This window comes from Streptomyces luteogriseus, assembly GCF_014205055.1.
Lineage (GTDB): Bacteria > Actinomycetota > Actinomycetes > Streptomycetales > Streptomycetaceae > Streptomyces > Streptomyces luteogriseus.
This window is the reverse complement of record NZ_JACHMS010000001.1, coordinates 6,602,321-6,619,916: the sequence shown is the minus strand read 5'-3', so window position 1 is coordinate 6,619,916 and position 17,596 is coordinate 6,602,321. Positions and strand designations below refer to the sequence as shown.

The following is a 17,596-nucleotide window of genomic DNA, read 5'->3' as shown; positions in this document are numbered from 1 at the left end:
TTTGGGATGTCCCCGACCGCCTACGACCCTACCTCCCTGGAGCTCCGGTGGTGACATCCAGATGCCTCATACACGGCAGGGCGGCCTGTACCCGCCAGTAGGGGTACGGACCGCCCACCGCCGAGAGCAGGACCACTCGAACTGGCTACCCATGGCGTGTCCCGTTGACCTGGGACGTCAGCCGTCGACGTGTCGTCCGTGGTGACCGCGCCAAACGTCCGGAACAGAGCTGAAGTCGCTCACGACAGAAGCGGGATCGAGTCCAGGGTGCCTCAGCGACACGCAACAGCCGGTGCCGGTCACCCACGCGGGCGCCGGCACCGGCTATGTGACGTCGTGTGGGGGTCAGCCCACCAGGTTGTCGGCCAGCTCGTCGCTGAGGTTGGCCTCCGTGCCCGGGATGCCGAGGTCGGAGGCGCGCTTGTCGGCCATGGCCAGCAGGCGACGGATCCGGCCGGCGACCGCGTCCTTGGTGAGCGGCGGGTCGGCGAGCGCGCCCAGCTCCTCCAGGGAGGCCTGCTTGTGCTCCATGCGCAGCCGGCCGGCGGCGGCGAGATGCTCGGGCACGTCGTCGGCGAGGATCTCCAGGGCGCGCTGCACCCGGGCACCGGCGGCGACGGCCGCGCGGGCCGAGCGGCGCAGGTTGGCGTCGTCGAAGTTGGCGAGCCGGTTCGCCGTGGCGCGCACCTCGCGGCGCATCCGGCGCTCCTCCCAGGCCAGCACCGACTCGTGCGCGCCTAGGCGGGTCAGCAGCGCGCCGATCGCGTCACCGTCCCGGACGACCACCCGGTCCACGCCGCGCACCTCGCGGGCCTTCGCGGGGATCGACAGGCGGCGGGCGGCGCCGACGAGGGCGAGCGCGGCCTCGGGGCCCGGGCAGGTCACCTCCAGGGAGCAGGAGCGGCCGGGTTCGGTGAGCGAGCCGTGCGCCAGGAAGGCGCCACGCCAGGCGGCCTCGGCGTCGCAGGTGGCCCCCGAGACCACCTGCGGGGGCAGGCCGCGGATCGGGCGGCCCCGCCCGTCGACCAGGCCGGTCTGGCGAGCGAGCTGGTCGCCGCCCGCCACCACACGCACCACGTAGCGCGAACCGCGGCGCAGCCCGCCCGGAGCCATCACGATCAGTTCGGAGCCGTGCCCGAAGATCTCGAGGATGTCCCGTTTGAGCCGGCGGGCCGCCATCGCCGTGTCCAGCTCCGCCTCGATCACGATCCGACCGCTCACCAGGTGAAGGCCGCCGGCGAACCGCAGAATGGCGGAGACCTCCGCCTTTCTGCAGCAGGTCCGGGTGACGGGGAGCCGGGAGATCTCGTCCTTCACCGCTGCCGTCATCGCCATGGGCCGATCCTTCCATGCATCCGAAAAATACGGTCGTACGCGGCGGCCAACAGCTCCGGGTCGTGCCTCGGGGTTCCGTCGGGTCTGGCCACCGGCGCCAGCTCGACCGCGGCCCCGAACCGCTTGGCGGCATCGGTCAGGGAGTCACGGTCGGGCACGGCGGCTTCGTCGGCCAGCACCACGTCCAGGGCGAGTTTAGGGGCGTGTCGTCCCAAAACCTCCAAATGACGCTGCGGGGAGAAGCCCTCGGTTTCTCCGGGTTGCGGTGCGAGGTTCAGGGAGAGCACCCGGCGGGCCTTCGTCTGCGTGAGCGCGTCCAGCAGGTCGGGCACCAGCAGGTGCGGGATGACCGAGGAGAACCAGGAACCGGGGCCGAGCACCACCCAGTCCGCGTCCAGGACGGCCTCGACCGCCTCGGGCACGGCCGGCGGGTCGTTCGGCACGAGGTGTACGGACTGCACCTCGCCCGGGGTGAGGGCGACGGTCGCCTGGCCGCGGACCGTGTCGACCTCCTCCGGGCGCTCCGGGTCGTGCCCCTTGACCAGGGCCTGGAGCTCCAGCGGCACGGCGGACATGGGCAGCACGCGCCCCTGGGCGCCGAGCAGGCGTCCGACCAGATCGAGGGCCTGGACGTGGTCGCCGAGCTGCTCCCAGAGGGCGACGATCAGCAGATTGCCGACCGCGTGTTCGTGCAGGTCGCCCTGGGACTGGAAGCGGTGCTGGATGACCCGGGCCCAGGTCTGGCCCCAGTCGTCGTCGCCGCACAGGGCGGCCAGCGCCTTGCGCAGGTCGCCGGGCGGCAGCACGCCCAGCTCGTCGCGGAGCCGGCCGCTGGAGCCGCCGTCGTCGGCCACGGTGACGACGGCGGTGAGGTCGCCGGTGATCCGGCGCAGCGCGGCGAGCGAGGCAGACAGGCCCATGCCGCCGCCGAGGGCGACGACCTTGGGCTGGGTGCCCCGGCGGCGCGGTCTGCCGCCCCGGGCCTCGGCGGGCCGGCCGCCCTTACCGCCGGGGGCGCCCTTCCCGCCGTTGCCTTCGGGCACCACCCGGCGCAGCCGGCTCAGCCGCGGTGTACGCGGTGTCATTCGCGTCCCATGTCCCGGTGCACGACCACCGTCTCCACGCTCTCGGCGGCGAGCCGGGCGGCGAGCTTCTCCGACATGGCGACCGAGCGGTGCTTGCCGCCCGTGCAGCCCACGGCGATGGTCACATAGCGCTTGCCCTCACGGCGGTAGCCCGTGGCGACGAGCTGGAGGAGCTCCGTGTAGCGGTCCAGGAACTCCTTGGCGCCGGGCTGGTTGAAGACGTACCCGGAGACCTCGTCGTTGAGGCCGGTGTACGGGCGCAGCTCCGGGACCCAGTGCGGGTTCGGCAGGAAGCGGCAGTCGACGACGAGGTCGGCGTCGACCGGCAGGCCGTACTTGTAGCCGAACGACATGACCGTGGCCCGCAGCTCCGGCTCCTCCTCGCCGGCGAACTGGGCGTCCATCTTGGCGCGCAGCTCGTGCACATTCAGGCTGGAGGTGTCGATCACCAGGTCGGCGTCGCCGCGCAGCTCGCGCAGCAGCTCGCGCTCGGCGGCGATGCCGTCGACGATGCGGCCGTCGCCCTGGAGGGGGTGCGGGCGGCGCACCGACTCGAAGCGGCGGACCAGGGCCTCGTCGGAGGACTCCAGGAAGACGATCCGCCGGGTGACGTTCTTCGCCTCCAGGTCGGCGAGGGACTCGCGGAGGTTGTCGAAGAAGCGGCGGCCGCGGACGTCGACGACGACGGCGATCCTCGCCACGTTGCCCTGGGAGCGGGCGCCGAGCTCCACCATGGTGGGGATCAGCGCGGGCGGCAGGTTGTCGACGACGAACCAGCCGAGGTCCTCCAGGCACTTCGCGGCCGTCGAACGGCCGGCCCCGGACATGCCGGAGATGATCACCAGCTCGGGGATGGCCGCGTCCGGGGCCTGTGCCTTGTCGTTGGGCGTGCCCGTACTCACCTGTGCTCCGTCTCCGGCTTGCTCGTGTTGCCCGTGGTGCTCGTTCACATTCATGTCTCCTGCCCCCGTCGTTCGTCCGGGGCGCCCGCTGCCACGGGCTCCCCACCGGAACCCATGGTGCCCGGTTCCTCTTCCATGATCTCTCCAGTCGCCGTGTTGACGGCGGGTGCGGCCGGGGCCGAGCGGGCGAGGGCCACGGCGATCGTCTCGGCCGTCTTGCGGCCTATGCCGGGGACCTCGCAGATCTGGTCGATCGTGGCGGCTCGCAGTTTCTTCAACGAACCGAAGTGCTTCAGAAGTGCCTGCTTGCGGGTGTCCCCGAGACCGGGGACGTCGTCCAGGGGGCTGGAGCGGAAGCGCTTGGACCGCTTCGCGCGCTGGTAGGTGATCGCGAACCTGTGGGCCTCGTCACGGACGCGCTGGAGCAGGTACAGGCCCTCGCTGGTGCGGGGCAGGACCACCGGGTCGTCGTCGCCGGGCAGCCAGACCTCCTCCAGGCGCTTGGCGAGGCCGCACACGGCGATGTCGTCGATGCCGAGCTCGTCCAGCGCGCGCCGGGCGGCGGCGACCTGCGGGGCACCGCCGTCGACGACCACGAGCTGGGGCGGGTAGGCGAACTTCTTGGGGCGACCGTCGTCCTCGGTGGGGCCGGTCCCGACGATCTCGCCGTTCCTGTCGATCTCAGGGGTCTCGGCGTTCTCCCCGTCGGTCCACTCCCCCGTCTTCTCCTTCTCGGCGAGGTAGCGACGGAAGCGGCGCGTGATCACCTCGTGCATGGAGCGGACGTCGTCCTGTCCGGCGAAGCCCTTGATCTGGAAGCGGCGGTACTCGCTCTTGCGGGCGAGCCCGTCCTCGAAGACGACCATGGAGGCCACGACGTCGTCACCTTGGAGGTGGGAGATGTCGTAGCACTCGACCCTGAGCGGGGCGCTGTCCAGGTCGAGGGCGTCGGCGATCTCCTCCAGGGCGCGCGAGCGCGTGGTCAGGTCGGAGGCGCGCTTGGTCTTGTGCAGCACGAGCGCCTGCTGGGCGTTGCGCTCCACGGTCTCCATGAGGGCCTTCTTGTCGCCGCGCTGCGGGATGCGCAGGGAGACGCCGGAGCCGCGCCGCCCGGCGAGCCACTCCTGGACCGGCTCGACGGGGTCGGGCAGGGCCGGGACCAGGACCTCCTTGGGGACGGCGTCGCCCGTCTCCTCCCCGTACAGCTGCTGCAGGGCGTGCTCGACGAGGGCGCCGGTGGTGATCTCCTCCACCTTGTCGGTGACCCAGCCGCGCTGGCCGCGCACGCGTCCGCCGCGTACGTGGAAGATCTGGACGGCCGCCTCCAGCTCGTCCTCGGCGACCGCGATCAGATCGGCGTCGGTCGCGTCGGCGAGCACGACCGCGTTCTTCTCCATGGCCTTCTTCAGGGCCCCGATGTCGTCGCGCAGCCGGGCCGCCCGCTCGTACTCCATGTCGTCGGCCGCTTCCGCCATCTGCTTCTCCAGCCGGCGGATGTAGGTGTTCGTCCGGCCGGTCATGAAGTCGCAGAACTCGTCGGCCAGTTCGCGATGCTCCTCGGCGGAGACCCGGTCCACGCAGGGGGCCGAGCACTTGCCGATGTAGCCGAGGAGGCAGGGGCGTCCGGTGCGGGCGGCGTTCTTGAACACGCCGGCCGAGCAGGTGCGTACGGGGAAGACGCGCAGCAGCAGGTCCACGGTGTCGCGGATCGCCCAGGCGTGCGCGTACGGACCGAAGTAGCGGACGCCCTTCTTCTTGTGACCGCGCATCACCTGCACGCGCGGGTACTCCTCGTTCATCGTGACCGCGAGGTACGGGTAGCTCTTGTCGTCGCGGTACTTGACGTTGAACCGGGGGTCGTACTCCTTGATCCACGAGTACTCCAGCTGGAGCGCCTCGACCTCCGTGGACACCACCGTCCACTCCACGGACGCCGCCGTGGTGACCATGGAGCGGGTGCGCGGGTGCAGGCCCGCCAGGTCCTGGAAGTAGTTCGCCAGGCGCTGGCGCAGACTTTTCGCCTTTCCGACGTAGATCACCCGGCGGTGCTCGTCACGGAACCTGTAGACCCCCGGCGAGTCGGGGATCTCACCCGGTTTGGGGCGGTAGCTGGAGGGGTCGGCCATGTCTCACACCCTACTGGCGAGCCCCGACACTCCGGCGCGGCCGCGGGCCACGATCACGACCCGGCCGGGAGGCAGTTTCCAACGGCATGTCCCGCCCCGGGGTTACGGCACCCCGGGAGCGGGAATGTGGCTCACCCACGGGACACGGCGACGTCCGGCGGACGGCGCCCGTCCCGGGTGCAGGCACAGATTGTCGGTGCGGACCGTCGTTTCCGGTGCGGAGCGGGCGGGCCACGGGTCGGAGGGCTGCGCACATGAGGCAGATGCGGATCGAGAAAACCCGGCGGGCGGTCCGTGCCCGCAGGTACACGGACGAGCCGTTGGCGCTGCGCGACGCCCTGGACCCGCGCGATCCCGACATCGCGCGGGCCAAGCGCCTGGCCCTCAGGGAACGGGGCGGAAGCGACCGCTCCTAGAAGCACACGTCCACCGCGAACGCCCGGGGCGCACGCCCCGGGCGTTCGCACGTCCGGACGGATCCGGCCGGGAGCACGTACGTCACTGTCCGGCATCAGGTGTTGTCGGGACCAGGTCAACACGCTTCAATGCGGGGGAACTCGGGGCCCTGAACGACGGCGTACGGATGTGAAGACCTGCCCTGCGCCGCTGGGACGGCTCCGCGCGAACGGTCTGACCAGCCGTTGCCGACTCAGAGAGAGGCCCCTGCATGCCGCACGCCACACAGCACGCGGACGTCGCCACCGCGGAACTGGAATCGGCCCTGCGAGGCGGCCCCTTCCACATCGCCCTGCGGGCCGCGATCGCCGCCCGCGGACTGCCCCTCCAGCGCGTGCAGCACCATCTGTCCCGCCACGGCGTGAAGGTCGGCGTCACCAGCCTGAGTTACTGGCAGCAGGGCGCCCGGCGTCCGCAGCGCCCCGAGTCGCTGCGGGCGGTGCGCGCGCTGGAGGAGATCCTGGAGCTTCCCGAGGAGTCGCTGATCCGGCTGCTCGCCGACTCCGGGGAGAGCCCGTCCGGGCTGCGGTCCGCGGCCCGCTCCTACCGCTCCCTCGTCGAGGCCTCCGGGGTCCTGGACCAGTTGCTGGCCGAGCTGGACTGCCCGCCGGACGGAGGCCTGCACACCCTCGGCCACCACGAACGGCTGCGGATCGGTGCGCGGCGCGAGCTGGCCGAGCGCGAGTCACACCACATCGTGCGCGCCCACCGGGACGGCATCGACCGCTTCGTGGCCGTCCACCACGGCGACCGGGGAGCCACGCCGGAGCTCATGCGGGTGCACGCCCTGGAGAACTGCCGTACCGGCCGCGTCCGTTGGCACCGCGACACGGGAGTGCTCGCGGCCGAGCTCCTCTTCGACACCCGGCTGCGCGCCGGGGACACCTTCCTGTTCCGCTACGGAGTCGAGGACGGCACGGCGGGTGTGTCGCGCGAGTACGTGCGCGGCTTCGACTCCCCCGGCGGCCAGTACGCCCTCCAGGTGTGCTTCGACGCCGCGGCCGTGCCGGTGCGCTGCCACCGCTTCGCCCAGCACTCGGCGGCGGCGCCGCGCAGCGGTTGCCAGGACCTGGCGCTGAGCGGGCGGCACCGGTCGGTGCATCTGGTCGAGCCGCGGCTGCGGGCGGGGTTCCTGGGGATCGGCTGGGACTGGGAGTAGGGGCTCACCGGGCGGCGGCGCGCTGTCCGTGCTGCTGCCGGCGGTCCGCTGTCCGTGGTGATGCCGGGCGGTCCGCTGTCCGTGCTGCCGGGCGGTCCGACGGTAGGGCGTAAACGCTTGTGCAGACGTGCTGCTGCCCGGCGGTTCGCCGGTGGGACGTAAACGCTTGCGCAAACGTTTACGTCGGCCGCGGGATGCGATACGTTCACCGCCTGGACCTTGAGGGAGGAGGCGGGGGCGGCATGGCGACCATGGCCGACGTCGCGCGGAGCGCGGGTGTCTCCGTGGCGACGGTCTCGCATGTGCTGAACGGCACCCGGCCGGTGCTGCCGCACACCCGCCAGGCGGTTCTGGACGCCGTGGAGGAGCTCGGCTACACCACGAACACGCTGGCCCGTTCCCTGGTGACGGCCCGCACCCGTTCCATCGGGCTGGCGGTGTCGGCGATCAGCAACCCGTACTTCACGGAGATCCTCCAGGGCGTCGAGGCCGCCGCGCTGGAGGCCGGCTACAGCCTGCTGATCGCCGATCCGCACGACGACCCGGAGCACGAGCGCAAGGTCGTCCAGCTGCTGCACGAGCGCCGGGTGGACGGCATGATCGTGGCGCCCTCGGCCGATCCGCGCGGGCTGCTCGCCTACCTGGAGCGGCACGACGTGCCTGCCGTGTTCCTGGACCGGCTGGTGGACGCGCCGGGCACGGACGGCGGTCCGCGTTTCGACCAGGTGTGCGCCGACAACGCCGAGCCGATGTCCCGGCTGGTCACCCATCTCGCCGGGCTCGGTCACCGGCGGATCGGGCTGGTGGCGGGGCGGCCGGGGCTCAGCACCACGAGCGAGCGGATCACCGGTTACCGCAGCGGCCTGGCCTTCGCGGGGCTGGCGTGCGACGAGCGGCTGCTGGTGCACGGCGACTCGGAGTCGGCCGGCGCCGGGCAGGCCACCGAGGCCCTGCTGTCCCTCGGAGTGCCTCCCACCGCCCTCGTCACCGGCAACAACGCCATGACCATCGGGGCGCTGCGCGCCCTGAGCGCACGCGGCCTGTCCGTGCCGGGCGACATCGCGCTGTGCTGCTTCGACGATTTCGCCTGGGCGGATCTGTTCTCGCCCCGGCTCACCGCGATCGCGCAGCCCGGCAAGGACATCGGCGCACGGGCCGTCCGTGTGCTCCTGGAGCGTCTCGCCGAGCCGGGCCGGCCCGCCCGGACCGTGCGCCTGCCCTGCACCTTCGTCCACCGCACGTCGTGCGGCTGCCCCAGCCCGTCCGAGGAAGGAATCCCGTCGTGATCGTCGTCGCCGGTGAGGCACTGATCGACCTGGTACCGCAGGGCACGGGTGCCCTGGCGGCGCTGCAGCCGGCGCTCGGCGGCGGCCCGTTCAACACGGCCGTGGCGCTGGGCCGCCTCGGCTCCGACGCCGCCTTCTGCTCCCGGGTTTCGGAGGACGCCTTCGGGGAGGCCCTGCTGGACCGGCTGCGTGAGACCGGCGTCGACGTGTCCTCGGTCCAGCGCGGCCCCGAGCCCACGACCCTCGCCGTCGCCACGGTCGGCGCGGACGGTTCGGCGGCGTACTCCTTCTACGTCGACGGGACGGCGGACCGGCTGTTCGCGGCGCCCTCCGCGCTGCCGTCCGGCGCCCGGGCGATCTCCTTCGGCACGTGCTCGCTGGTGCTGGAGCCGGGGGCGAGCGCGTACGAGGAGCTGATGCGCCGGGCGGCCGGGCAGGGCGTGTTCACCGCGCTGGACCCGAACATCAGGGCCGGTCTGATCCCGGACGCGGACGCCTACCGGGTTCGGTTCAAGAGCTGGCTGCCGTCGGTGTCACTGCTGAAGTTGTCCGAGGAGGACGCCGCGTGGCTGGGCGGCACGCCCCGGGAGTGGCTGGCGGCCGGTCCGGCGGCGGTCGTGATCACCCGGGGCGGCGACGGGCTGACCGCCTTCACCGCCGACGGCGGCGAGTACGCGGTGCCGGGCGAACACGTGGAGGTCGTGGACACGATCGGCGCGGGCGACACGGTCAACGCGGCGCTGCTGCACGGGCTCGCGGTACGCGACGCCCTCAGCGCCCGCGCGCTCGGCGAACTGGGCCCCGGGGGCTGGACGGACCTGCTGGGCTTCGCGGCCCGTGCGGCGGCGGTAACCTGCTCGCGGGCCGGGGCGGAACCGCCGTACGCGCACGAGCTGGCGGGGTGACACGGGCTCGCGGGCCGAGGGTGCTTCAGCCGGTCTCCCCCATCGCGACCGCCCGCAGGGCACCCGGGCGGCGGCCGTTGAGGCGGTCCAGGGCGGCGGCCGTGGCGTCGTCCGCGGGCAGGTGGATGATGAGCCGCTGCCCCTCGTCGGGGAGCGCGAGCGTCTCGTGCAGCAGCCGCAGGGAACCGGCCTCCGGGTGGTCGATGTGCTGGGAGCCCGTCCGCCGGGGTGCCATGGCCAGGTCGGCGAACCGGTCGGTGAAGTCCGCGCCCGCCGTCACCGTCAGTTCGTCGGCCAGCGCGGCGAGGTAGGGGTCCCGCAGCGGGACCCCGTGCCGGAGCCGGGCGACGAGGTCGTCGGCCACCCTGTCCCAGTCGCGGTAGGCGCTGCGGGCCCGTTCGTCGGTGAACAGGTACCGGAGCAGGTTGGGCCGCTCGTCGTCGAGCAGGCCGAGGGGGCGGACGAGCCGCTCGTACCCGGCCGTGTGGGCGAGGACGTCGCCGATCCAGTTGACCACCAGTGCGGGAGCCGGCTCCAGGTGGTCCAGCACGGCCCGTACGGTGGGGCGCGCCGCGCTGCTGAGTGACGGGGCCGCGGCGCAGACCAGCGGATCGCCGCCGTCCGCTTCCTTGGTGAGGCGGCGCAGCAGTATCCGGTCGTTGAGGGAGAGGTTCAGGGCGTCGGCGAGGGCGCCCAGCACCTGGGCGGAGGGGTTGCGGTCGCGGCCCTGTTCCAGCCGGGTGAGGTACTCGACGCTGACGCCGGCGAGCGTGGCCAGCTCGGCGCGCCTCAGGCCCGGGGTGCGGCGCCGGGGGCCTGCGGGCAGACCCGCTTCGGCCGGGGTGACGGCTTCACGCCAGGTGCGCAGGTACGTGCCCAACTCGTTGTCGCTCACCCGCCGAACGTACAGCGCCTCCGGGCCCGGAGGGTGGCCCCGTCACTACCAGGCTCCGGCCGGTCTCCCTGCCGGGCGGCGCGGCCCTCAGGGTGGAGGGCATGACGAATGACACCGCCACCACCGTCCTGCCTCTGGCTCCCGGTCAGTGGGCCCTCGATCCGTTCCACTCGTCCGTCAACTTCACCGTCCGGCATCTGGGCATCGCCAAGGTGCGGGGGCGTTTCGAGCGGCTGGAGGCCGAACTGTTCGTCGGGGAGCAGGTCGAGGACGTGCGGGTCTCCGCAACGGTCGACCTGGCCTCGATCGACACCGGCAACCCCGACCGGGACGCGCACGTCCGTGCCTCCGATCTGCTCGATGTGGAGAAGCGCCCGACGATGACGTACCGCTCGACGCGGGTGTCGGGCGAGGGCGAGGACTGGGCCATGGAGGGCGAGCTGACGATCGGCGACGTGACCCGCCCGGTGACGTTCGCCGTGGAGTTCGGTGGGCTGGTCGACGTGCCCATGGACGGCAGCCGACATGCCGGGTTCGAGGCGACGGGCGAGATCCGGCGGAGCGACTTCGGGCTGGACTTCGCCCCGGGTCTGCTCGGCGACGTGGTCAAGATCCAGCTCGACATGCAGTTCGTGGAGCCGAAGAAGGCCTGACCTCGCCCGGAACGCGCCGTGCCCCACAGGTCGTGGCCTGTGGGGCACGGCGCGTTCGGCGGAGGGGGCCTCAGCCCTTGCTGGCCCGGGTCGTCTTCTTCGCGGCGGCCTTGGTGGTCTTGGCCGCCGTCTTCTTGGCGGCCGTGCTGTCGACCGCCTTGGTGGCGGTCTTGCGGGGCGACGCCGTCTTGGCGGCGACCGTCTTACGGGCCGCTGTCTTGCGGGCCGCCGTCTTGCGTGGCGCCTTCACCGAGGACGCGTCGCTGACGCGGTCGGCGCCGAGGATCTCCCGCAGGAACTTGCCGGTGTGGCTGGCGGGGACCCCGGCCACCTGCTCGGGCGTGCCCTCGGCGACGACCAGGCCACCGCCGGCACCTCCTTCGGGACCCATGTCGACGATCCAGTCGGCCGTCTTGATCACGTCGAGGTTGTGCTCGATGACGATGACCGTGTTGCCCTTGTCGACCAGCCCGGACAGGACCGTCAGCAGCTTGCTGATGTCCTCGAAGTGCAGACCGGTGGTCGGCTCGTCGAGGACGTAGACCGTGCGGCCGGTGGAGCGCTTCTGCAGCTCGCTGGCGAGCTTCACGCGCTGCGCCTCACCGCCGGACAGGGTGGTCGCGGCCTGGCCGAGGCGGACGTAGCCGAGGCCGACGTCCTTCAGCGTGTTGAGGTGCCGGGCGATCGCGGGGACCGCTTCGAAGAACGCCGTGGCCTCCTCGATCGGCATGTTCAGGACCTCGGCGATGGACTTGCCCTTGTAGTGGACCTCCAAGGTCTCCCGGTTGTACCGGGCACCGTGGCAGACCTCGCACGGGACGTAGACGTCCGGGAGGAAGTTCATCTCGATCTTGATGGTGCCGTCGCCCGCGCAGTTCTCGCAGCGGCCGCCCTTGACGTTGAAGGAGAAGCGGCCGGGCAGGTAACCGCGGACCTTCGCCTCGGTGGTCTCGGCGAACAGCTTGCGGATGTGGTCGAAGACGCCGGTGTACGTGGCCGGGTTGGAGCGCGGGGTGCGGCCGATGGGCGACTGGTCCACATGCACGACCTTGTCGACGAGGTCGTCGCCGTCGACACGCGTGTGCCGCCCGGGCACGCTCCGGGCGCCGTTGAGCTCGCGGGCCAGGTGCGTGTAGAGGATGTCGTTGACCAGCGTCGACTTGCCGGAGCCGGACACGCCGGTGACGGCGGTGAACACACCCAGGGGGAACGAGACGTCGATGTCCTGGAGGTTGTTCTCCCGGGCACCGTGCACCGTGAGCTGCCGGGAGGGGTCCAGCGGGCGACGGATGTCGGGCAGCGGGATGGCCTTCTTGCCGGACAGGTACTGACCGGTCTGCGACTCGTCGTTGGCGAGGAGCTCCTTCAGGGAGCCGCTGTGCACCACCTTGCCGCCGTGCTCACCGGCGCCGGGACCGATGTCGACGACCCAGTCGGCCATCTTGATCGTGTCCTCGTCGTGCTCGACGACGATGAGCGTGTTGCCCATGTCGCGCAGCCGGACCAGGGTCTCGATCAGCCGGTGGTTGTCGCGCTGGTGCAGGCCGATGGACGGCTCGTCGAGGACGTACAGGACGCCGACGAGGCCGGAGCCGATCTGAGTGGCGAGGCGGATGCGCTGGGCCTCGCCGCCGGACAGGGTGCCGGCCGCGCGGTTCAGGGAGAGGTAGTCCAGGCCGACGTCGACCAGGAACCGCAGCCGCTCGTTGACCTCCTTCAGCACGCGCTCGGCGATCTTCTTGTCGCGGGCGGTGAGCTTCAGCTCGCCCAGGAAGTCCGCGCAGTCGCTGATCGACATCGCGGAGACCTCGGCGATGGACTTGTCCATGATGGTGACCGCGAGGACGATCGGCTTCAGGCGCGTGCCCGAGCAGGTCGGGCAGGGCACCTCGCGCATGTAGCCCTCGAAGCGCTCCCGGCTGGAGTCGCTCTCGGCCTCGCTGTGCCGGCGCTTGACGAACGGGACGGCGCCCTCGAAGGCCGTGGTGTACCGGCGCTCCCGGCCGTAGCGGTTGCGGTAGCGGACCTCCACCTGGGTCTTGTGGCCGTGGAGCAGGGCCTTCTTGGCGCGCTGCGGCAGGCCTCCGAAGGGGATGTCCGTGCGGAAGCCCAGCGCGTCGGCGAGGGCGCCGATGAGGCGGCCGAAGTAGTCCTTGGTGTGACCGTGCGACCAGGGGTGGATGGCGCCTTCGTCGAGGCTCTTGTCCGGGTCCGGGACGATCAGCTCGGGGTCGACCTCCATGCGCGTGCCGATGCCGGTGCAGTCCGGGCAGGCGCCGAAGGGCGAGTTGAAGGAGAAGGAGCGGGGCTCGAGCTCCTCGAAGGACAGGTCGTCGTACGGGCAGTACAGGTGCTCCGAGAACATGCGCTCGCGCTCGGGGTCGTCCTCGGGGAGGTCGACGAAGTCGAGCACGACCATGCCGCCGGACAGACCGAGGGCGGTCTCGACGGAGTCGGTGAGGCGGCGCTTGGCGCCGTCCTTGACCGTGAGGCGGTCGACGACCACCTCGATGGTGTGCTTCTCCTGCTTCTTCAGCGTGGGCGGGTTCGACAGCTGGATCGTCTCGCCGTCCACCCGCGCGCGGGAGTAGCCCTTGGTCTGGAGGTCGGCGAAGAGGTCGACGAACTCGCCCTTGCGCTCGCGCACCAGCGGTGACAGCACCTGGAAGCGGCTGCCCTCGGGCAGCTCGAGGACCCGGTCGACGATGGCCTGGGGCGACTGGCGCGCGATCGGGCGGGCGCACTCGGGGCAGTGCGGCTTGCCGATGCGCGCGAAGAGCAGACGCAGGTAGTCGTAGACCTCGGTGATGGTGCCGACCGTGGAGCGCGGGTTGCGCGAGGTCGACTTCTGGTCGATCGAGACGGCCGGGGACAGGCCCTCGATGAAGTCGACGTCCGGCTTGTCCATCTGGCCGAGGAACTGCCGGGCGTACGAGGAGAGCGACTCCACGTAGCGCCGCTGGCCCTCCGCGAAGATGGTGTCGAAGGCCAGCGAGGACTTGCCCGACCCCGACAGGCCCGTGAAGACGATGAGCGAGTCGCGCGGGAGGTCGAGCGAGACGTTCTTGAGGTTGTGCTCGCGCGCTCCACGAACGATGAGACGGTCGGCCACGCCGGTCCGCACCTTTCTTGAGAGAAGTGACAGGGGCGGGGCCCCCGTCTTTCTCAGACTAGGGGGAGCCACTGACAACGCCGGTCGGGTTCACGGGTTGACAACAAACCCCGGCTCTCCAGCATGCCCGACGCCACGTCCGACCATATAGCACGTGCTTTCGAATTACGGCACTGCTTCACCACCTTCACCCGAAGGAGTGGCGGAGCTAGGGTCAGCACCATGATTGATCACGCTCATGACCTGGCGTCTGTACGTGACGCGACGGAACGGCTGCTGACCGCAGTCGGCACACTGGACAACGCGTCTGTGACCCACCCGTCACGGCTGCCCGGCTGGAGCCGCGGCCATGTCCTCGCCCACCTCGCCCGCAACGCGGACGCCCTCGTGAACGTACTCGAGGGGCGACCCATGTACGTCTCCGGCGAGGCCCGGGACGCCGACATCGAGCGGGACGCCCCGCGCGGCCTCGACGTCCAGCTCGCCGATCTGCGCGAGAGCGCGGCCCGCTTCCAGAAGGCCGGGGACGCCCCGGCGGACTGGGCGCGCACGGTGGAACTGCGCAACGGGGTCACGGACTCCGCGTCCCGGGTGCCGTTCCGGCGATGGGTCGAGGTGGAGCTGCATCACGTGGACCTGGGCATCGGATACGAGCTGGAGGACCTTCCGGCGGAGTTCACCGAGCGCGAGATCGACTTCCTGGCCGACCGGTTCGCCGGGCACCCGGACGTACCGCCCGCGCGCCTCACCGACGGCACGCGCGCGTGGCGCACCGGACGGGACGCGGAGGGCGGACCGGAGGTGACCGTCACGGGCTCCCCGGCGGACCTGCTGGGCTGGCTCGCCGGCCGCCGGACCGGGGCCGCGCTGAAGGTGGACGGGGGCCCGCTCCCGGCGTTGCCCCCGCTGTAGGGCCGCCACCCGGGTGCGGGACCGTGGCCGCTCCCCCGCTATAGGCTGGCGAGCATGACGTACAGCGGAGAGGTGACGGTCGGCGGACCGGCCGATGTGCACGAGCTCAAGGACCTGATGATCACGAAGATCGCGGTGGGTCCGATGAACAACAACGCCTATCTGCTGCGCTGCCGGGCCACGGACGAGCAGTTGCTGATCGACGCCGCGAACGAGGCGGACACGCTGCTCGGCATGATCGGTGGCGACGGTATCGCGTCCGTCGTCACCACCCACCGGCACGGCGATCACTGGCAGGCGCTCGCCGAGGTCGTGGCGGCCACCGGCGCCCGCACCTACGCGGGCCGGGAGGACGCCGAGGGCATCCCCGTGCGGACCGATGTGCCGGTCGACGACGGCGACACCATCCGGGTGGGGCACGTGGAACTCACCGCGCGCCACCTGGTCGGGCACACGCCCGGTTCGATCGCCCTCGTCTACGACGACCCGCACGGGCACCCCCATGTGTTCACCGGGGACTGCCTGTTCCCCGGCGGTGTGGGCAACACCCACAAGGACCCGAAGGCGTTCGCCCGCCTCATCCACGACGTCGAGACCAAGATCTTCGGCGCCCTCCCGGACGAGACGTGGGTCTACCCCGGGCACGGCAACGACACGTCCCTGGGCGCGGAGCGCCCGCACCTGCCGGAGTGGCACGCGCGCGGGTGGTGAGGCATCGCCCGGGGTGAGGGACGCCCGCGGGTGGTGAGGCACGCGCGGGCGGGGCTGATGGCTGCGCGGGACGCGGTCGTGCCGAAGAGTGCGCCGCGCACGCGTCCCGTGTGAATCCTTCACACACGCCGGTGCCGCACGCGCGCTCCCCTCGTACGTAGTTGCGCAGTCAACTGGTACCAGCCCCGCGCAGGATGACGGCTCCTGAGCGGATGGGCCGCCGGCCTGTCGATCCCCGCCCTCGGCCGGCGGCCCCGGCACACGCCAACCCGACCGGGACCGGGGCCTGTTCACAGAACGGCGACGCCCGTTCCCACCTCGGGCCACCGTCAAGGTGGAGGCGGGGCGGCTGCAGGAGGCCGGGCGGTAAGGGGCGTCGGCCATGGCCGGCGGGGCTTACCGGCAGCGGCTCACGCGTCCGCCTTGCCCGCCCCCGCCAGCGCCGCGACGCGCTCCACGCCGAACACGTACCCCTGCACCCCGCAGCCCGCGATGACCCCGTCGGCGCGCAGCGAGACATAGGAGTGGTGCCGGAACGACTCGCGCTGGTGGATGTTGGAGATGTGGACCTCCAGCACCGGCAGGCCGTCACACGTGTTGAGGGCGTCCAGGATGGCGACGGAGGTGTGCGAGTAGGCACCAGGGTTGATCACGATGCCGCAGTGGTTCAGCCGCGCCTCGTGGATCCAGTCGACCAGCTCGCCCTCGTGGTTGGACTGGCGGAAGTCGACCGTGCCCCCGTGCGCGGCCGCCGCCTTGACGCACAGGGCCTCGACGTCGGCGAGGGTGTCGGAGCCGTAGATCTCCGGCTGACGCTGGCCGAGCAGGTTCAGGTTGGGGCCGTTGAGGATCATGATCGGGGCGTGGGCCAGGGTGCGGGGCACGGTTCCTCCGGTCCGGTCAGGGTCGGGCGGCGTGACGGCCCGAGGCGGGCCGCCGCTCCCTGCCGGTTTATCACGGTGCGCCTGCGGCCCGCCGGGCCGTAACCTCCCGGCATGACGAGCCTGACCAGCCCGGCCTGTCCGCCGAAGCCGTCCCCCGGTGACCGCATCGCCGTCATCTCGCCCTCCTCCGGTCTGCCGGGGCTCTTCCCGCTCCCCTACAAGCTGGGCCTGGAGCGGCTGCGGAAGGGGTTCGGGCTGGAGCCGGTCGAGTATCCGGCGACCCGCACGATGGGTTCCACGCCCCGGGAGCGGGCGGCCGACATCCACGCCGCCTTCGCCGACCCGGAGATCAAGGCCGTCATCGCGTCGATCGGCGGGGACGACCAGATCACCGTGCTGCCTTACCTGGACCGGGAGTTGATCCGGACCAACCCGAAGCCGTTCTTCGGAATGAGCGACAACACGAACCTGCTCGCTTTCCTGCGCACCTGCGGCATCGTCGGCTTCCACGGCGGGAGCGTGATGAGCGAACTGGGCCGCCCCGGCGCCATGCACCCGCAGACTGCCGAGTCCCTGCGCGCGGCCCTGTTCACCCCGGGACCGTACGAGTTGAGGCCCGCCGAGCGGTGGCGTGACATCGACCGGGACTGGGCGGACCCGGCGACCTTCGACGCGGAGCCGGAGACCCGGCCCGGGTCCGGCTGGACCTGGGTGAACCCCGGCCGGGTGATCGAGGGCCGCAGTTGGGGCGGCTGCCTGGAGATCCTCGCCTGGCTGCTGATGGCCGACCGGGAGATCGCGCGCGACCTGTCCGAGTACGACGGCGGTGTCCTGCTCCTGGAGACCTCCGAGGACATGCCGAGCGCCACGGAGGTCTTCCACACCCTGCGGAACATGGGCGAGCGGGGGCTGCTGGGGCGTTTCCCGGCCCTGCTGATGGGGCGGCCGAAGACATGGTCCTTCGAGCAGCCCAACACCCCCGAACAGGCTGCCCGTTACGCCGCGGACCAGCGCGAGGCCGTGCTGCGTGCCATGCGGACCTACGCCCCCGACGCCACGATCGTCTTCGACGTGGACTTCGGGCACACCGATCCGCAACTGGTGATCCCGTACGGCGGCACCGTGCGCGTGGACGGACCCGCCCGGCGTATCACGGTCACCTATTGAAGGCCCCC

15 protein-coding genes are annotated in these 17,596 nt (G+C 71.7%); 8 read left to right on the top strand and 7 right to left on the bottom strand.

Annotation, left to right across the window (positions count from 1 at the left end; all coding sequences use genetic code 11):
* Positions 1-345: 345 nt before the first annotated feature.
* The 4 genes from whiA to uvrC are packed head-to-tail and all read right to left on the bottom strand — an operon-like array spanning position 346 to position 5,448.
* A complete protein-coding gene (gene whiA / locus BJ965_RS29460) occupies positions 346-1,335 on the bottom strand; it encodes a DNA-binding protein WhiA (protein ID WP_030852771.1) in 990 nt (329 codons plus the stop codon).
* The gene (locus BJ965_RS29455) at positions 1,326-2,420 is read right to left on the bottom strand and encodes a gluconeogenesis factor YvcK family protein (RefSeq protein ID WP_184912717.1); all 1,095 of its coding nucleotides are present in this window, start codon (positions 2,418-2,420) and stop codon (positions 1,326-1,328) included. Before BJ965_RS29455 ends, whiA begins: the two co-directional genes overlap by 10 nt.
* Positions 2,417-3,376 carry an RNase adapter RapZ gene (gene rapZ / locus BJ965_RS29450; RefSeq protein ID WP_184912715.1) on the bottom strand — a complete coding sequence of 320 codons (960 nt, stop codon included), beginning with the start codon at positions 3,374-3,376 and terminating at the stop codon, positions 2,417-2,419. Before rapZ ends, BJ965_RS29455 begins: the two co-directional genes overlap by 4 nt.
* Entirely contained in the window at positions 3,373-5,448 is a 2,076-nt protein-coding gene (gene uvrC / locus BJ965_RS29445) for an excinuclease ABC subunit UvrC (protein WP_184912712.1), read from the bottom strand. Before uvrC ends, rapZ begins: the two co-directional genes overlap by 4 nt.
* A 263-nt stretch (positions 5,449-5,711) precedes the next feature.
* On the opposite strand from uvrC, the gene BJ965_RS29440 reads away from it, so the two are divergent.
* From BJ965_RS29440 to BJ965_RS29425, 4 genes are all read left to right on the top strand, one after another.
* Positions 5,712-5,864, top strand: a complete 153-nt coding sequence (locus tag BJ965_RS29440; RefSeq protein ID WP_184918086.1) for a hypothetical protein — start codon at positions 5,712-5,714, stop codon at positions 5,862-5,864.
* A gap of 251 nt (positions 5,865-6,115) precedes the next feature.
* Positions 6,116-7,063: a hypothetical protein gene (locus BJ965_RS29435; RefSeq protein WP_184912710.1), complete on the top strand. Its 948-nt coding sequence runs from the start codon at positions 6,116-6,118 to the stop codon at positions 7,061-7,063.
* 242 nt (positions 7,064-7,305) lie between these two features.
* Entirely contained in the window at positions 7,306-8,349 is a 1,044-nt protein-coding gene (locus tag BJ965_RS29430; protein WP_184912708.1) for a LacI family DNA-binding transcriptional regulator, read from the top strand.
* Positions 8,346-9,254 carry a carbohydrate kinase family protein gene (locus tag BJ965_RS29425; protein WP_184912706.1) on the top strand — a complete coding sequence of 303 codons (909 nt, stop codon included), beginning with the start codon at positions 8,346-8,348 and terminating at the stop codon, positions 9,252-9,254. The genes BJ965_RS29430 and BJ965_RS29425 overlap by 4 nt, the downstream gene beginning before the upstream one ends.
* A gap of 25 nt (positions 9,255-9,279) precedes the next feature.
* On the opposite strand, the gene BJ965_RS29420 is transcribed toward BJ965_RS29425, so the two are convergent.
* Positions 9,280-10,149 carry a helix-turn-helix domain-containing protein gene (locus BJ965_RS29420; protein ID WP_184912704.1) on the bottom strand — a complete coding sequence of 290 codons (870 nt, stop codon included), beginning with the start codon at positions 10,147-10,149 and terminating at the stop codon, positions 9,280-9,282.
* Positions 10,150-10,250: 101 nt separating this feature from the next.
* Between BJ965_RS29420 and BJ965_RS29415 the strand changes: the two genes are divergently transcribed.
* Positions 10,251-10,802, top strand: coding sequence for a YceI family protein (locus BJ965_RS29415; RefSeq protein WP_184912702.1), 552 nt, complete (start codon positions 10,251-10,253; stop codon positions 10,800-10,802).
* A gap of 70 nt (positions 10,803-10,872) precedes the next feature.
* On the opposite strand, the gene uvrA is transcribed toward BJ965_RS29415, so the two are convergent.
* Positions 10,873-13,914: an excinuclease ABC subunit UvrA gene (gene uvrA / locus BJ965_RS29410; RefSeq protein ID WP_184912700.1), complete on the bottom strand. Its 3,042-nt coding sequence runs from the start codon at positions 13,912-13,914 to the stop codon at positions 10,873-10,875.
* Positions 13,915-14,136: 222 nt separating this feature from the next.
* Here uvrA and BJ965_RS29405 point away from each other — a divergent pair, with 222 nt between their 5' ends.
* On the top strand, positions 14,137-14,826 hold the full coding sequence (locus BJ965_RS29405; RefSeq protein WP_184912698.1) for a maleylpyruvate isomerase family mycothiol-dependent enzyme: 690 nt from the start codon (positions 14,137-14,139) through the stop codon (positions 14,824-14,826).
* Between the two features lie 54 nt (positions 14,827-14,880).
* Complete coding sequence (locus BJ965_RS29400) at positions 14,881-15,537, top strand: MBL fold metallo-hydrolase (protein WP_184912696.1); 657 nt, start codon at positions 14,881-14,883, stop codon at positions 15,535-15,537.
* A gap of 410 nt (positions 15,538-15,947) precedes the next feature.
* Here the strand turns inward: BJ965_RS29400 and aroQ are convergent, their stop codons facing one another.
* The gene (gene aroQ / locus BJ965_RS29395; RefSeq protein WP_184912693.1) at positions 15,948-16,421 is read right to left on the bottom strand and encodes a type II 3-dehydroquinate dehydratase; all 474 of its coding nucleotides are present in this window, start codon (positions 16,419-16,421) and stop codon (positions 15,948-15,950) included.
* Positions 16,422-16,541: 120 nt separating this feature from the next.
* Between aroQ and BJ965_RS29390 the strand changes: the two genes are divergently transcribed.
* On the top strand, positions 16,542-17,588 hold the full coding sequence (locus BJ965_RS29390) for a S66 family peptidase (RefSeq protein ID WP_184917670.1): 1,047 nt from the start codon (positions 16,542-16,544) through the stop codon (positions 17,586-17,588).
* The last annotated feature ends 8 nt before the right edge of the window (positions 17,589-17,596 follow it).

Coding starts and splice junctions, on each gene's coding strand:
- whiA (WP_030852771.1), bottom strand. CDS start 1,335: ATGGCGATGACGGCAGCGGTGAAGGACGAGATCTCCCGGCTCCCCGTC.
- BJ965_RS29455 (WP_184912717.1), bottom strand. CDS start 2,420: ATGACACCGCGTACACCGCGGCTGAGCCGGCTGCGCCGGGTGGTGCCC.
- rapZ (WP_184912715.1), bottom strand. CDS start 3,376: ATGAATGTGAACGAGCACCACGGGCAACACGAGCAAGCCGGAGACGGA.
- uvrC (WP_184912712.1), bottom strand. CDS start 5,448: ATGGCCGACCCCTCCAGCTACCGCCCCAAACCGGGTGAGATCCCCGAC.
- BJ965_RS29440 (WP_184918086.1), top strand. CDS start 5,712: ATGCGGATCGAGAAAACCCGGCGGGCGGTCCGTGCCCGCAGGTACACG.
- BJ965_RS29435 (WP_184912710.1), top strand. CDS start 6,116: ATGCCGCACGCCACACAGCACGCGGACGTCGCCACCGCGGAACTGGAA.
- BJ965_RS29430 (WP_184912708.1), top strand. CDS start 7,306: ATGGCGACCATGGCCGACGTCGCGCGGAGCGCGGGTGTCTCCGTGGCG.
- BJ965_RS29415 (WP_184912702.1), top strand. CDS start 10,251: ATGACGAATGACACCGCCACCACCGTCCTGCCTCTGGCTCCCGGTCAG.
- BJ965_RS29405 (WP_184912698.1), top strand. CDS start 14,137: ATGATTGATCACGCTCATGACCTGGCGTCTGTACGTGACGCGACGGAA.
- BJ965_RS29400 (WP_184912696.1), top strand. CDS start 14,881: ATGACGTACAGCGGAGAGGTGACGGTCGGCGGACCGGCCGATGTGCAC.